Source organism: Cupriavidus sp. WGlv3 (genome assembly GCF_023952475.1).
GTDB lineage: Bacteria > Pseudomonadota > Gammaproteobacteria > Burkholderiales > Burkholderiaceae > Cupriavidus > Cupriavidus phytorum.
On the sequence record NZ_JALHRX010000040.1, the window covers coordinates 1 to 14128 of the forward strand.

General features: G+C 63.4%; 14 protein-coding genes and 1 pseudogene. 7 read left to right on the plus strand and 8 right to left on the minus strand.

Annotated elements, in window-relative coordinates:
• A partial coding sequence (locus MKD38_RS29385; protein WP_252682345.1) for an alcohol dehydrogenase catalytic domain-containing protein occupies positions 1-517 on the minus strand: 517 nt, incomplete at its 3' end.
• On the opposite strand from MKD38_RS29385, the pseudogene MKD38_RS29390 reads away from it, so the two are divergent.
• A pseudogene (locus tag MKD38_RS29390) lies at positions 496-834 on the plus strand (ABC transporter substrate-binding protein); the annotation flags it as partial. The gene MKD38_RS29385 and the pseudogene MKD38_RS29390 sit on opposite strands and share 22 nt — an antisense overlap.
• 39 nt (positions 835-873) lie before the next feature.
• Here the strand turns inward: MKD38_RS29390 and MKD38_RS29395 are convergent.
• The 3 genes from MKD38_RS29395 to MKD38_RS29405 are packed head-to-tail and all read right to left on the minus strand — an operon-like array spanning position 874 to position 3865.
• On the minus strand, positions 874-1641 hold the full coding sequence (locus tag MKD38_RS29395; protein ID WP_252682347.1) for an enoyl-CoA hydratase/isomerase family protein: 768 nt from the start codon (positions 1639-1641) through the stop codon (positions 874-876).
• 23 nt (positions 1642-1664) lie between these two features.
• Positions 1665-2873: a CaiB/BaiF CoA transferase family protein gene (locus MKD38_RS29400; RefSeq protein WP_252682349.1), complete on the minus strand. Its 1209-nt coding sequence runs from the start codon at positions 2871-2873 to the stop codon at positions 1665-1667.
• 17 nt (positions 2874-2890) lie between these two features.
• Complete coding sequence (locus tag MKD38_RS29405; protein ID WP_252682351.1) at positions 2891-3865, minus strand: Bug family tripartite tricarboxylate transporter substrate binding protein; 975 nt, start codon at positions 3863-3865, stop codon at positions 2891-2893.
• 113 nt (positions 3866-3978) lie between these two features.
• Between MKD38_RS29405 and MKD38_RS29410 the strand changes: the two genes are divergently transcribed.
• On the plus strand, positions 3979-4956 hold the full coding sequence (locus MKD38_RS29410; protein WP_252682353.1) for a LysR family transcriptional regulator: 978 nt from the start codon (positions 3979-3981) through the stop codon (positions 4954-4956).
• Between the two features lie 87 nt (positions 4957-5043).
• Here MKD38_RS29410 and MKD38_RS29415 read toward each other — a convergent pair whose 3' ends face one another.
• Positions 5044-5397 carry a hypothetical protein gene (locus tag MKD38_RS29415; protein WP_252682355.1) on the minus strand — a complete coding sequence of 118 codons (354 nt, stop codon included), beginning with the start codon at positions 5395-5397 and terminating at the stop codon, positions 5044-5046.
• Positions 5398-5665: 268 nt separating this feature from the next.
• Here MKD38_RS29415 and MKD38_RS29420 point away from each other — a divergent pair, with 268 nt between their 5' ends.
• Entirely contained in the window at positions 5666-6265 is a 600-nt protein-coding gene (locus MKD38_RS29420; RefSeq protein ID WP_252682357.1) for a 2-hydroxychromene-2-carboxylate isomerase, read from the plus strand.
• A gap of 247 nt (positions 6266-6512) precedes the next feature.
• On the opposite strand, the gene MKD38_RS29425 is transcribed toward MKD38_RS29420, so the two are convergent.
• Together MKD38_RS29425 and MKD38_RS29430 are read right to left on the minus strand one after the other, a co-directional pair.
• Positions 6513-7751 (minus strand): CaiB/BaiF CoA transferase family protein, encoded by a 1239-nt coding sequence (locus tag MKD38_RS29425; RefSeq protein WP_252682359.1) that lies wholly within the window; start codon positions 7749-7751, stop codon positions 6513-6515.
• Positions 7752-7850: 99 nt separating this feature from the next.
• Entirely contained in the window at positions 7851-8801 is a 951-nt protein-coding gene (locus tag MKD38_RS29430; protein ID WP_252682361.1) for a LysR substrate-binding domain-containing protein, read from the minus strand.
• A 135-nt stretch (positions 8802-8936) separates the two neighbouring features.
• Here MKD38_RS29430 and MKD38_RS29435 point away from each other — a divergent pair, with 135 nt between their 5' ends.
• The 4 genes from MKD38_RS29435 (at position 8937) to MKD38_RS29450 (ending at position 13328) form a co-directional block, all read left to right on the plus strand.
• Positions 8937-9638: a glutathione S-transferase N-terminal domain-containing protein gene (locus MKD38_RS29435; protein WP_252682363.1), complete on the plus strand. Its 702-nt coding sequence runs from the start codon at positions 8937-8939 to the stop codon at positions 9636-9638.
• A gap of 10 nt (positions 9639-9648) precedes the next feature.
• Positions 9649-10935: a CaiB/BaiF CoA transferase family protein gene (locus MKD38_RS29440; protein WP_252682365.1), complete on the plus strand. Its 1287-nt coding sequence runs from the start codon at positions 9649-9651 to the stop codon at positions 10933-10935.
• Positions 10936-10951: 16 nt separating this feature from the next.
• Positions 10952-12292 (plus strand): glutathione-disulfide reductase, encoded by a 1341-nt coding sequence (gene gorA / locus MKD38_RS29445; RefSeq protein ID WP_252682367.1) that lies wholly within the window; start codon positions 10952-10954, stop codon positions 12290-12292.
• 70 nt (positions 12293-12362) lie between these two features.
• Complete coding sequence (locus tag MKD38_RS29450) at positions 12363-13328, plus strand: tripartite tricarboxylate transporter substrate-binding protein (protein WP_252682369.1); 966 nt, start codon at positions 12363-12365, stop codon at positions 13326-13328.
• Positions 13329-13677: 349 nt separating this feature from the next.
• Here the strand turns inward: MKD38_RS29450 and MKD38_RS29455 are convergent.
• The coding region (locus tag MKD38_RS29455) for a helix-turn-helix domain-containing protein (protein ID WP_371925756.1) at positions 13678-14128 on the minus strand (451 nt) is incomplete at its 5' end.

The following is a 14128-nucleotide window of genomic DNA, read 5'->3' on the forward strand; positions in this document are numbered from 1 at the left end:
GGCCGACGTCGGTGACGATGCCCGCGCCCTCATGGCCCAGGATCGCCGGGAAGATGCCTTCCGGGTCGGCGCCGGACAGGGTGTAGTAGTCGGTGTGGCAGATGCCGGTGGCCTTCACCTCCACCAGCACCTCGCCGGCGCGCGGGCCGTCGAGGTCGACGTCTTCGATCGTCAGCGGCTTTCCCGCACCCCAGGCAACTGCTGCACGTGTTTTCATTGGTCGGTCCTGTCGATTGGTTCGTAGCGCGAGACTATAAGGCGAGCGGCGAGGGCAGTGGATCCGGCCGGCATGGATTTGTCCGAAATCCGACCCAAGTTGGCCGATGGCCGCGCTTACGCGTGGGCGCAGCGCCTTCTGCACGGTGGCATGGTCGAAGTGGCGCAGCAGGATCGCCGCGGCGACGTCGATCGAGGCGCGCCCGCCCGAGCAGGTGATGCGCCGGCGGTCGATCACGAACAGCCGGTCGGCGATCAGCAGGTCGGGATCGGCCGCCCGCCGCGGAAGGCGCCATGGCATGGGAGTATGGACGTCCGCTCCACAGCCTGCCGCAAGGCAGGGCCTTCCTGCAGAAATTCAGGAAACGCTTCGGCAGCGACAGCCTCAGCTATGCGCCGTTTGCCTACGACGCCACATGGGTGGCCATCCTCGCAATGAAGGACGCCGGCTCCGCGCAGCCCGCCAGGTACGTGCCGGCGGTGCGCGCCACGCAATACGAGGGCGTCACCGGAAAAATCGCCTTCGATGCCAACGGCGACCTGAAGCATCCGGCGTCAACGCTCTACCAGGTCAAAGGCGGCCGCTGGACCGCGGTCACGACGATTGCGATCGAGTGACGCCAGGCTATGGGTAGGGCGGTGAAGCCGGCAACCTGGTCAACGCCAGTTTGCGGTTCGCTTTTCCACGAACGCGGCGATACCTTCGCGCGCATCATCGGTGGCCGCGACGCGGCAAAAGGTATCGACCGCGTAGGAAACGCCACGGCGGTAGTCGCTGTCGACGGCCCGGTGGAATGCTGCTCTACCCATGCGCATCGCGGATGCGGACTTGGCCGCCAGCATTGCGGCGAGTGACCGTGCTTCCTGGAGTACCCGATCCGCGGGGACGACGCGATTGACCAGATGCAAGGCTTGCGCCTCGATCGCGCCGAAGGTGCGCCCGCTGAAGAGCAGATCAAATGCCACGTGACGGCCGACAATGCGCGGCAAATGGGTGAAGTGGATGGCCGGCAGCATGCCGACGTCGATCTCGGGATAGCCGAAGCTGGCATCGTTGGCGGACACGATCAGATCGCACGATATCGCGAGCGTCATGCCGCCGCCGCGCGCAGCGCCGGTGACCGCGGCGATGGACGGCTTGCCCAGGCGATACTGCGCTTCCGAGAGCTGGACATACAGCTTGTCCAGGAGCATGTGAACGGTATCTGCCGACGCGCCCTGCAGCGCGGCAATATCAAGCCCTGCGCAAAATCGCCCGGGTACGGCGCTGGCAATGATCACGGCTCGCACCGCCTCTTCAGAAGCCGCGCGGTCCAACGCACGGATCAGCGCGTCGACCATCGAAACCGTGAGGGCATTGACGGGAGCATGGTTGAGAAGGATTTCGGCGACGTGGTCGCGGACGGTATAGGTGACCGGGGACATATTCTGCTCAGGGTTGGGTTGGTCTAGGCGGTTATGGTCGCCCCGCAAGCGGCGACGGTGCCGGCACGGTGCATGGCCTCGATCTGCTCAGGCGTAAAGCCCGCTTCGCGCAGGATCTCGTCAGTGTGCTCGCCGAGCAGCGGCGCGGCACGACTTGCCTGGCGAGCTTCGCGGCGGAAGCGAACGGGCAGCCCGATGTTCGATACGGTACCCAGCACGGGGTGTTCGGTCTCGACGATCAGTTGTCGTGCCTGCACCTGAGGGTGTTCCAGGGCCTGGTCCAAGGTCTGGATCGGCGAGCATGGCACACCGATCTTCTTGAGTTCTTCGAGCCACCAGGACAGCGGCCGGGTCAGCAGGCGCGACTGCACCAATGCCACCGTCCGGGAGAAGTTCTGTACCCGCGCGGCATTGGTGGCAAAGTCCGGATGATCGACCCAGTCGCCGAGGCCCGCCACCGCGCAGAAGCGTTTCCATTGCGCGTCATTGCCAACGCCGAGCATCAGCAGCCCGTCAGCCGTGTCGAAGGCCTGGTACGGGGACATCGACGGATGCGCGGTGCCCATCCGCTGCGGTGCCTTGCCGCTGCGCCAGTAGTTCTGGGCCATGTACCCCATGAAGCCGAGGGCGGTCTCCATGAGCGCCACCTCCAGGTACGTGCCCTTATCCGTCATATGGCGTTCGAGCAGCGCCGCCAGGATGCCACTGAGGGCGTGCATGCCGGTGCCGATGTCGACGGGCGAGAAGCTGGCCCGTGCCACCTTACCGCCGGGTTCGCCCATGGTGCTGATCATCCCGCTGAACGCTTGCAGCATCACGTCATAACCAGGCTCGTTACCCAGCGGGCCATCGCGGCCATAGCCGGAGATCTCGCAGTAGATCAAGCGGGGATTCACGGCGCTCAAGGTGGCGTAATCCACGCCAAGTTTCCTGGCGGTACCACCGCCGAAGCCCTGCAGGACAACGTCAGCGTTGGCCGCCAGTTGCTGTGCGACACGTTGGCCGGCCTCGGTCTTGAGATCCAGCGCGATGCTGCGCTTGTTGTGGTTGACGGCCAGGAACACCGCGGACTGGCCCGCATCCTGGGGAAGCCAGCCGCGCGTGTCGTCGCCCGCGCCCGGCGGTTCGACCTTGATGACATCGGCGCCGAGTTCGCCCAGATACTGGCCGCACAGGGGACCGGCCAGGACCTTGCTCAGGTCCAGGACCCGAATGCCTTTCAATGGTTGCATGGCGTGAGTTTTCCTATTTATTCCGGCTGAAGTCCGAGGCCGCGCGCAATGTCCTTCCAGCGCTCGGCGTCCGTTCTGACGAAACTGTCGAGCTGCGCGGGACGTGTCGGCATTGGCTCGGCTCCACGGTTGCGCAGCGCTGACACGTATTCAGGGTCGTTGACTGCCTTCGCCGAAGCCGCTCGCAGGCGCTCGACAATCGCCTTGGGCGTTTGCGCGGAGGCTTGCAGCGAGAACCAGAACTTCAGATCCGCGCCTGGATATCCGGCCTCCCTCAGCGTCGGCACATCTGGCAGCATCGGCGAGCGCTGCGAGGACGTAATCGCAAGCGGCTTCAGTTTGCCGCCCTGGATCTGGCCAATGCACGTCGTGAACGAGTCGAACACAAAATCGACTTGCCCGGCCATCACATCCGCGAGGGCCGGCGAACTGCCCTTGTACGGCACCGCTACCGCCTTGAAATCCGCTTTTTTCAGCAGCAGAGCGCCGTAAATGTGAGGCGAGGAGCCCGCCCCAAAGGTCGCGTAGGTCAGGGCATCGGGCCTTGCCTTTCCCAGTCGGACCAGGTCAGCAAGGGTCTTTACCTTGAGCTTGCCGGGATGGGTCACCAGGACGTTAGGCATCGACCCGGTGGTGGCGATGGGCACGAAGTCTCGTCCCGGCTGGAAGCGCACGTGCGGGTACATCAGCGGGTTCACAGCCTGCATGGCCACGGTGTTATGCAGCAGGGTGTAGCCATCGTGGCCGCTATCGAGAACATGCTGGGCACCAATATTGCCGCTGGCGCCGGGGCGATTTTCAACCACGACTGGCTGTCCCAGTTCCTTCGACAGGGCCGTCGCCAGCAAACGGGCAATAAAGTCGGTGGGCCCACCGGCAGCAAAGGGAACAACGATCCGGACCGGCCTGGTCGGCCAGTCAGCGGCGAGGAGGGGGCGTGCCAGGACAGAGGCCGCGGCCCCCAGCAGCAGTGTGCGTCGTGTCGGATTCATCATCGTCTCCTGTGGTCTTGGCCGTAGCATGACGACCCGCCAGGTATAAGTCCAAGACAGGTTGGCGATATCCGATATAAGATTTCAATATGGCAATTTCTCCGAGGCGTTTCATGGCGCTCGAACTTCGTACCCTGCGGGGCTTCGTCGCGGTCTGCACGGCCGGGTCCATTTCCCGGGCCGCCGAGCGCCTGCATATTGCGCAACCTGCGCTAAGCCTTCAGATGAAGAGCCTGGAGGAGGAATTCGGCGCGGCCTTGTTCGAGCGAACGCCGCGTGGGGTGGTGGCTACGGCGGCGGGGGAGATGCTCCTCGCCCATGCGCATGACATTCTTCGGCGCGTGGAGGCAGCGTACGAGGACATCCGGACCGCCATCAAGCAACCGCAGGGCAGGGTGGCAGTCGGGTTGCCGCAGTCCCTGGCAAAGCTGTTGACCGTGCCGCTGGTGAAGGAAGTCTGCGCAGAATGGCCAGGGATTGACCTGCAAATCATCGAACAGAGCACCGGTTACATCCCGCAAGGGCTGCTGACCGGACACCTGGATATCGGCATGACCTTCGGTGGCACACCGGATCCGGGACTGCGCGCCGAGCGCGTGCTCGAGGAACGCCTGTTGCTTGTCGGAGCGCCTGGCGAGTTCTCGGCGCACGGTCGGAACGGAATCGATTCTGCCGTCAGCGTGCCGTTCTCCCGATTGGTGGATTACCCATTGATTCTCCCGGCCGGGCTGCACGGGTTGCGCAGCCTGATAGACCGGTTCAGCGCGTCCCGGGACACCGAACTTCACGTCATCGCGGAAGTGAATGCCATCCCGGAACTCATTGCGCTTGCCGCGGCGGGCGCCGGCTGCACGATCCTGTCGCACGCGTCGGTGCAGGAAGAATGGCAAGGCGGCCTTGTCTCCTGTGCACGGATCGCCGAAGAAGAATTTACGCGACAGGTCTACCTTTGCCGTGCCGCGATCCTGCCCGCTTCGTTGGCCGTGACGACGGTATGGCAACGTCTGCTAGCGATTACCGGGCGACTGGTGGCGGGCGGGCAGTGGCCTGTTCGCTGCTTCCATGCCGGAGGGCTGGGTAGCGGGCCTTAGCGATGGCGATGACGCAGGGCATGCCGTACGGGGCGTTCGGCGTACGGTACGTCGGCCTGGTGGCCGCTTTCGCCCGGAAACGGCACCTCAACGAGCAGCCGAACCGCCGCCGGCGTCCAGCCGGGCTGCGACCGCAAATCGCCGGACTTCCTGTCCCACTTTGCAGCAGCGATGGCGGACCGCCCATACGACGCAGCGCATGGCGCGCTGCCCGGCGGCGTCGACGGTAGCAGCACATGTTTCCAGTGTGGCGGCATCCGGAAACATCATCAGTTCGGCGCCGCTGCCGAGCAGGACCGCTATATCGAAGGGGGATCGAGTCACCATGGCCTGTCCAAGCAGACAACCCAGCCGGCGCTCGATCTCGGAAGCGGTGTCAGTGCCGGCGTTGCCGGTCTCCCGCTGTATCTGCCGTACGGACGCCCGGATGCAGTGCAGCATGTCCGTTGTGGTTGGATCGCCGGATGACACGGCCATCCTCGGCCGAGCCGGGGGCTGGTCCGTCGAACGATGTCGCGGTGGCTTGCCGCGCGGGTGGGTATGCATGAGTTGCTCACAGACCATTAGTCGTCTCACCTGCATGTCAGGATGCCCGATCTAGGCAGCGACTCGCCAATAGTTTTCCGATATACCCGAATCGCCAATCCGTATTAGCCAGCCACTGGCTGCTTCCATAGACTGAACCTGTTTCAAATCAACAGGAGTGGAAATGGCCAAGAAGCAGGTTGACCTGTATTGGGATGTCGGAAGCACGAACACCTATTTCGCGATCAAGCTGATCAAGCCCATCCTTGAGCGCCACCATGCAGAGCTGGTGCTGCACCCCTACAACCTGGGCTATGTCTTCCGTAACAACGAGTATGAACTGATGAAGGAGCCCAAGTCGAAGCTCCGTTACCGCAAGCGCGACCTGATGCGCTGGGCCGAAAAATACAAGCTGCCGTTTCAGATTCCCCGGCAGTTTCCGATCAAGTCGAGCCGGGTGCTGCGCGGCTCGCTGGCGATGCGACGCAAGGGACTGGAGCTGGAGTTCGTAGAGCGTGTCATGGAGGCGTACTGGGAGCGGGGCGATGCCGGCATCGTCGAGTACGCAGGGGCGCGATCCATCGTGGAATCCCTGGGTGTGGACTTCGCCTGGTTTGAGGCGACGGCGTCCAGCGATGAAATCGGCGCCGAGCTTGCGCAAAGCACCGACGCGGCCGTCGAACGCGGCGTGTTTGGCGTGCCCATGATGTATGTGGGAGACGAAATGTTCTGGGGCAAGGATCGCCTCGACTTCATGGAAGAAGAACTGGCGCGCGCCGCGTAGGACCTGCCGCACGGTGGACGCCCGGCGCTACGGCTCCGATCGCCGGGCAGCCCTGCCATGCGAAGACGCCTGGGGGAACTGCGGCTCAGCGCGACGTGGCGAACGCCACGTCGCTTTTTGTGCCTTGTGCCTGGCCAATCAGGGCGCGCCAGAACGCAGGCAGCGCCTGTAGAGTGAAGGCTTCGCTTTTGGCATGAGGCCAGCGCGCCGCCGGGCAAAAGGGCGGGCGTTCCCGCCCCGCTACAGCTCAAATGATCCGGCGTTCGCGCAGTCGTTGGAGCTCGACGCTATCGACGCCGGCCATCTCTCGCAACACCGCCTCGGTATGTTCGCCAGGTACCGGAGCGGCCGTGTCATAGCCGACATCGGCGTGGCCGAAGCGCAATGGAAAAGCGGCGGCCTTGACGTTCATTGCTGCCTCCGCCAAGGGGTTCCAGAGCGAGACTGTCATGTTCCGCGCGATCGTCTGTTCGCAAGCGAGCACATCATCGATGGTTCGCACCGCGCTGCAAGGGATCTTCGCGGAGTGCAACCGTTGCTCGATTTCCGACGTCGCCAGCGTTGCGGTCCACGTCGATACCAATTCATCGACGGTTGCATTGTTGGAGAGCCGCCAGGCAACGGACATGATATCCGGGTCGTCCTTGAGGTCCGGGCGGCCCATCAAATCCAGCAGCGTGCTCCAATCGTCGTTGCTGGCGGTGCCGAGCGTGACCCAGCCATCCGCGCTCTTGTAGGCATTGAAGGGGGAGAAGCGCATGATGCGATTGCCCTGCTGGAAGGCAAGGCCGAGTTCGCGATAGCAATCCAGCGGCTCGTCAAGGATCAATGACAGCAGGCAATCCGCCATGGAAACGTCAACCGACTGTCCGTGGCCGGTGCGCTGACGGTAGTTCAATGCCGCCACGACGCCGAAGGCCGCAAACAGTCCCGCGATAGCGTCAGATAGTGGGGAGCCCGCTTTGGTCGGCCCCGCTTCGGCATGTCCGGTGATGCTCATCAGGCCGACAGCTGCCTGCACCATCAGATCATAGGCCTTCAGGTTGCGCGCCGGCCCGGTGGAACCGTAGCCGGTCAGGGAGCAATAGACGAGGCCCGGATTGATTTCGCGCAGCACGTCATAGCCAATGCCGAGGCGATCGGCGACGCCGGCACTGAAGTTCTCCACGACCACGTCGGCGCTCCGCGCCATGCGCATGAAGAGTTCTTTGCCTTCGGTGCTCTTCAGATTGACAGTGGTGGACTTCTTGGCACGGGCGCGTTTGAGATAGGCGATCCCCATGTCATGGGGCGAGCGCCTTTCGAACGAGACGCCTTGCGGGCCCGCAAAAGGGGGCGAGAACGCTGTCGGGTCACCGACGCGCGGGTCATCGATCTTGATGACTTCCGCTCCAAGTCCGGCCAGGAACAAGGTGCATTGCGGGCCGGAGAAGAACCGGGTGAGGTCGAGAACCTTGATGCCGTCGAGAATCCGCTTTTTTGTCATGGGTGCCGTTTGCCTGGTGAGATGCTTGAGCAGTCTAGACAGGCAAGCGTGGCGCCGGCCAATAGGACTTCGCGGTGGCGGTATTGCGATTCCGTATGACTAGCCGATCCGCGCGGCGCCCGGCCATGCGCCCTCGTCGACCAGCGTCAGCGCCGTTTCGCAGATCAACTCCATGATCCGTCTCGCGGCAGAACTCAGCGGCATGATGTCGAAGGTGCAGAGCGACAGCCTTCGTTGCAGTGCAGCACCCGCGATGCGCTGGACGGTGAACCCAGCCGTACCGCCTGGCAGAGAGGGCGATAAGATGGTCGAACCGACGCCACTGGCAACGACCGCGCGGATGGTTGCGAGGGAATCCAGTTCCGCAAGCACGACCGGTCGCTCTCCCGCGGCTTCGAATGCCTCGTCGATAATCTGCCGCGTAATGTTGGATTTCCCGGGCAGGATCAGCGCAAGCTTCGCCGCCTCCGCGATGCTGATCTCTTCAGGCAAGGCGCCGCCCGACGGTTCGCAAGACATCAGGAACAAGCGCTCGGTCAGCAGCGGGCGCACCTCCAGATGGGCGCCGAGCCTGCTCTCGCGAACCGCGCCGGATCCATCCACGCGTTCAAACAGGAGGCTCATCTCGATACGTCCGTTCACGACGAGTTCTTGAAGGTGACCACTGAGGCTCTCGGTAATCTGAAGCTGAATATCCGGATACTGCCTGGCCGCGGCCGCCAGCAGCCTCGGCGCAAGAATCGTCGCCGCACTGGTTGGCAGGCCGACGGAAACGGTTCCCTGAGGATGTTCGCCGGCATGCCGGACGTCGTTCTTCATCAGGTCCGCCTGCCGCAGCATCGCCCGCGCATGCCGATAAAAAACCTCGCCCGCCTCGGTCGCCACAACGCCGCGGGCGCTCCTGGCCAACAGCTTCACCTTCAGTTCGTCTTCCAGCTTGGCGATTTGCTGGCTGAGCGCCGGCTGCGCGGTGTAGAGATCCGCGGCCGCACGCGAGACGCTCCCAAGCTCAACGATGCGTACGAAGTACTTCAGTTGTCGAAATTCCATGGCGCATTGTATGGGGCGACGACCGGCGACGGATAGCCATAAGTTTTTGACATGCCCCAAGCGGGACACAGTATTGGCGCAACGATCATCACATTTCTAAGATGGGTTCCACCAGCAACCAGCCACCTTATCGAGATGATCGATCTCTATTTCTGGAGCACCCCGAACGGCTACAAGGTCTCCATCCTCCTTGAAGAGCTGGCGATGCCCTACCGCGTCATCCCGGTACATATCGGCAAGGGCCAGCAGTTTGCGCCGGAATTCCTGGCGCTCAGTCCGAACAACAAGATCCCCGCCATTATCGACCATGACGGTCCTGACGGGCAGGCGCTGCCGATGTTCGAATCGGGCGCCATCATGATGTACCTGGCCGAGAAGAGCGGCTACCGGTTCATGCCGCAGGAGACGCGCCGACACTATCAGGTGGTGCAGTGGCTGATGTTCCAGATGGGTGGTGTTGGCCCGATGCTCGGACAGGCCCACCATTTCCGCAAGTACGCGCCAGAGCAGATTGCTTACGCGATCGACCGCTATACGAACGAAGCGCGTCGCCTCTACACCGTGATCGAGCGCCGACTCGCAGACACCGAATATCTGGCTGGCGAATACTCGATCGCCGATATGGCCACCTATCCCTGGCTGCGTGCCCACAAATGGCAGGGCCAGGACCTTGCGGACTATCCCAACCTCCAGCGCTGGTACTCCGCTGTGCGCGAACGCCCCGCGGTGCAACGTGGTCTCGCTGTGCTGGAGGAGAAGGTCGACAAGACCGGCGCGAAGCCCAGCGGGGAACGGTGGGACAACCTGTTTGGCAAGAGCCAGTTCGCCGCGCGCTAGGAGACAGAACATGTCGCAAACCAGGTACCCAATGCTGACCGGCTATCGCGTGCTGGACATTACCCAGATCGTGGCCGGCCCGACCTGCACCCGCATCCTTGCCGAAATGGGCGCCGAGGTCGTCAAGCTCGAACTTGCGCCGTTTGGCGACCGCACCCGGATCGGCGGGCTGCGCAGTCAGAAGCCCGAGTACAAAGGCTGCTCCCAGAGCACCTACTTCGTTCAGCACAACCATTCGAAGAAAAGTCTTGCGCTCAATCTGAAGCACGCCCGGGCCCGCGAGCTTGTTCTGAAGATGATCACGCAGTTCGACGTGCTGGTCGAGAACTTCTCGCCGGGTGTCATGGACCGCTTCGGCCTTGGCTATGACGTGCTGAGGCAACGCAATCCGCGGCTTGTGATGTGTTCCATTTCCCTGGCCGGACAGGCCGGGCCGCTGGCCGACAAGCCAGGCTACGACTACGTTGCGCAAGCTTACGCCGGGGTGACCGATCTCATCGGCGAGCCGGATGGCAGTCCGGCGCTGATCACGATGGCGATCGGCGATGCGTCAACCGGTGTGGCAGCCGCCATGGCGGTAGGCTTCGCGCTGTTGCATCGAGAGCGAACGGGAGAGGGGCAGTACATCGAGACATCGCTGCTGGATACCTACTTCAACATGCATGAGGTGTCTATTCCACGCGTCGGTCTGCGCAAAGGCTATGAGCCTAAGCGCACCGGTTCGCAGCATCCTGATGGTGGGCCTACCGGCATCTTTCGCTGCGGTGACGGGACGTATCTCACGCTGGCCACGCTGCCGCACCAATGGGAGCAATTCGCCACGGCTCTGGGGCGAGCGGACCTGTTGACCGATCCGCGCTTTGCCACCGCCGCGCTGCGCCGCGACAACAACGCGCAGCTCAAGGAAATCCTGGAGGCGTGGCTGTCCGGCTTTCCATCCCGCGACGCCGCGATTGCAGCCCTGGAGCAACAGCGAATTCCATGTGCGCCGGTGCTCAGTCTGCGTGAAGCGATAAACCATCCGCACCTGCAGGAGCGCGGCGTCGTCCGCACTGTCTCCGATCCTTACGTGGGCGAGTTCCAGATCCCTGGGCCGCCGGCCAGGTTTTCGGCCTGGCAGTACGGGTCCGCTCTGAAGGCGGACCTGCTGGGTGAACACAACGAGCAGGTTCTGAAAGACATCGCCGGGCTGAGCGAAGCGGAGATCGACGCCTTGTACGCCGAAGGCGTGCTGGTGCGCGACCGGTTGCTGGAACCGGCTGGCGAGGCGGCTGAAGAGGCAGCGATTGCACGGTGATCGGGTGGGAAGACAGATGAAGAACTTCGACTTGTTTGTCGTAGGCGCCGGATCCGGGGGCGTACGCGCCGCCCGCGCCGCCGCCATCCTCGGTGCACGCGTAGCGATTGCAGAGCAGTCGCGGGTTGGTGGTACCTGCGTGATTCGAGGCTGTGTGCCGAAGAAGCTTCTCGTCACGGCAAGCCGCTTTCGTTCGGAAGCAACCGATGCCATTGGCTTTGGATGGGGCGTCGGAAGCATCGACCACAACTGGAGTGCGCTGCGCGACCGGATCAGTGAGGAAGTCGGTCGACTGGAAAGTCTGTACCGCAAGGGTCTGGACGGAAACCGGGTCACCATTTTTGACGAACGGGCCGCCGTGGAAGGCGCAGGGCGCGTCCGTCTTGCCTCCGGCCAGGCGATATCGGCCGCGCACATCATCGTGGCAACTGGCGCGATGCCCACTCCGCTGGATATTCCCGGCGCCGGGCATTGCATCACGTCGGACGATGTCTTTGCGTTACCGCATCTGCCGGCCCGCGTCGTGATCATTGGTGGTGGGTATATCGCGCTCGAGTTTGCCGGGATATTCAAGGGGCTTGGCGCGGACGTAACGGTCCTGCATCGGGGCGCCTCGGTTCTGCGGGGATTCGATCAGGATATCCAGCGCGGCATTGCCAGTGCCTACCTCGAGCAGGGCATTGATATCCGTCTGAACACGGGGGTCGACCGCATCGAAGCGTTGCCGGTTGGCTATCGGGTAACCGATCGGGCCGGTGCCGTTTATGAAGGAGACGTCGTCCTGAACGCCACCGGTCGTCGGCCCGACACGGAGGCTGCGGCGGGCACGCTGGCATTGACGCCGGGTGGCGCCATCGACGTGGACGAGCGCTATGCGACGTCCCTGGAAGGGGTCTATGCCATCGGCGACGCGATCGGCCGGTTGAACCTCACGCCCGTAGCCATACGCCAGGGGCAGTGGCTCGCCGAGTCGCTGTTCGGCACGGCCAAGTGTCGGGCACCGGACTTCGGGCTGACGCCGACTGCCGTGTTCTCGACGCCCGAGATCGCCAGTGTCGGAATGACAGAGCGGGAGGCACGCGCGGCGCTTCCCGATATTGCGGTCTATCGAACCGATTTCCGCCCGCTGCGCGCGGCCGTCGCTGGCAGCGCCGAGCGCGTCATGATGAAACTCGTCGTCGACAAGAGAAGCGAATGCGTCCTGGGTATGCACATGGTGGGACGCGATGCCGCGGAAATCATTCAGATGGGTGCCATTGCACTGCAGCGAGGCATCACCAAGCGCGAATTCGATCGAACCGTTGCGCTGCATCCCAGTGTCGCGGAGGAATTCGTCACCATGCGTAGCCACGATTGAGCATGTCAGGGCGGGAACATCGGATATTCATTCGCGCAAATCAAAAAATCACGATGTAAGGAGACAGGCTATGAAATACGTTGCGGCACTTGCGATCGGATGGCTGGCATGCAGCCCTTCGTTCGGGCAGTCATTCCCCGCGCGCCCGTTGACACTGGTGGTCCCGTTTTCCCCTGGCGGCCCCACCGATGTTGTCGCGCGCCATCTGGGTGCGGCGATGGGGCGTTCCCTGGGACAGACTGTAGTCGTAGAGAATCGCGCGAGCACAGGCGGTATCGTCGGATCGGAGGCGGTAATGCGTGCCGAGCCCAATGGCTACACCCTCCTGATCCATAACATTGGCATGGCCACATTGCCGGCGTTGAGCAAATCACCGCGGTTCGACCCAACCAGGGACTTCGAGCATATCGGGCTCGTTGCAGACGTTCCCATGACGCTCGTCGCGCGCCCGGATTTCGCGCCCAATGGCTTCCACGAGTTGCGCGCTTACATCTCGGCGAACCAGAAGAAGATCAACCTGGCAAATGCCGGAATCGGTACGGCATCGCATCTCTGCGGGCTGATGCTTATGAGTCAGCTTCATGCCGCAATGACAAGCGTTCCCTACAAGGGCGCCGCGCCAGCGATGGTCGATGTTCAGGGTGGGCAGGTCGATCTGCTCTGTGACCAGGTGACAACGACGCTTCAGCCGATCAACACAGGTCGGGTCAAGGCGTATGGGAGTACGACACCTTCACGGCTCGCGGCACTGCCCAAGCTGCCGACGCTGCGCGAGCAAGGGCTGGGAGAATTCGAGGTAACAGTATGGCATGGCATCTACGCACCCAAGGGCATCCCGCAACCGGTGGTCGCCAGGTTGGTCAAAGCTTTGCAGAGCGCGGTGACCGATCCGGCGTTCAGGGAAGGGATGCAGAAGCTGGGGGCCATTCCGGTTGCGAAGGACCGCGCGACGCCGGAAGCGTTGTCCGCCCAGCTGCGTAGCGAGGTGGCACGGTGGAGTCCCGTCATCAGGCAGGCAAACGCTTTTGTCGACTAGGCGTCAAAGGAGGAGATGATGGACCTCAGGCCGGCACACTTGGAGACGCATGCGCAATTCGCAGCTGCCTGGCGGGTTGCGAAGGAGGCCGCGGCGCTGATGTTGTTCAGAGGCGAGTCGGTCGCCCGGGCCATTGCAGCCGCGGTGGCACGGCACGTTGCAGACGCGTGTGCGGGACGTGAGTGCAGGGGCACCATGGTCGATGTCGAATCGACGTGGATTCCGCCGGGCAGGGATCGGGAGGTGAGCGCTGCTGCCGAGGGAATTCTTGCGGAGGTCGCAGTGCGCCTGCGCGAGTCGATGCGGAACGCTGATTGAGGTCGGAGTCCGGGTCTTGGTCCGCCTCAGGTTACATCGCTAACCAGGCGTGGTCGCTGCCGTGGATCTGCACCAGCTCGCCCAGGCAGGCGCTGCGGTTGCGCGGCTGGTGCACCTTGGGCGGGCGCAGCTTCCTTGGCACCCAGAAGCCCGCGTCGATCATGATGCGGCGTACGCAGGCCTTGGAAATCTCGATGCCGTGGCGCTCGCGCAGCTTCTCGGTGGCCAGCGTCGGGCCGAAGCCGGCGTAGCTGTCGCGGATCAGGCCGCGCACGCGGGATTCGAGCCCGAGGGGAAGTTGGCGATGACCCGGAGCGCCTTGGCGACGATTCTGTAAGCCTGGAGCGCCTTCATCCTGATACCGGCGTAGCAGGCGCAGCGTCTGGCGTGGACTCAAGCCCAGCCGAGCCGCTGCAATGCCTGTCTTCAGGTGACCGTCTGCCAGCGCCTGCAAGACCTTGAGCCGGTCCAATTGGCGCATC

Excerpts from the sequence above, each read along its gene's own strand:
- MKD38_RS29395 (WP_252682347.1), bottom strand. The coding sequence starts at position 1,641 with ATGTCCCCGGTCACCTATACCGTCCGCGACCACGTCGCCGAAATCCTT.
- MKD38_RS29400 (WP_252682349.1), bottom strand. The coding sequence starts at position 2,873 with ATGCAACCATTGAAAGGCATTCGGGTCCTGGACCTGAGCAAGGTCCTG.
- MKD38_RS29405 (WP_252682351.1), bottom strand. The coding sequence starts at position 3,865 with ATGAATCCGACACGACGCACACTGCTGCTGGGGGCCGCGGCCTCTGTC.
- MKD38_RS29410 (WP_252682353.1), top strand. The coding sequence starts at position 3,979 with ATGGCGCTCGAACTTCGTACCCTGCGGGGCTTCGTCGCGGTCTGCACG.
- MKD38_RS29415 (WP_252682355.1), bottom strand. The coding sequence starts at position 5,397 with ATGCTGCACTGCATCCGGGCGTCCGTACGGCAGATACAGCGGGAGACC.
- MKD38_RS29420 (WP_252682357.1), top strand. The coding sequence starts at position 5,666 with ATGGCCAAGAAGCAGGTTGACCTGTATTGGGATGTCGGAAGCACGAAC.
- MKD38_RS29425 (WP_252682359.1), bottom strand. The coding sequence starts at position 7,751 with ATGACAAAAAAGCGGATTCTCGACGGCATCAAGGTTCTCGACCTCACC.
- MKD38_RS29430 (WP_252682361.1), bottom strand. The coding sequence starts at position 8,801 with ATGGAATTTCGACAACTGAAGTACTTCGTACGCATCGTTGAGCTTGGG.
- MKD38_RS29435 (WP_252682363.1), top strand. The coding sequence starts at position 8,937 with ATGATCGATCTCTATTTCTGGAGCACCCCGAACGGCTACAAGGTCTCC.
- MKD38_RS29440 (WP_252682365.1), top strand. The coding sequence starts at position 9,649 with ATGTCGCAAACCAGGTACCCAATGCTGACCGGCTATCGCGTGCTGGAC.
- gorA (WP_252682367.1), top strand. The coding sequence starts at position 10,952 with ATGAAGAACTTCGACTTGTTTGTCGTAGGCGCCGGATCCGGGGGCGTA.
- MKD38_RS29450 (WP_252682369.1), top strand. The coding sequence starts at position 12,363 with ATGAAATACGTTGCGGCACTTGCGATCGGATGGCTGGCATGCAGCCCT.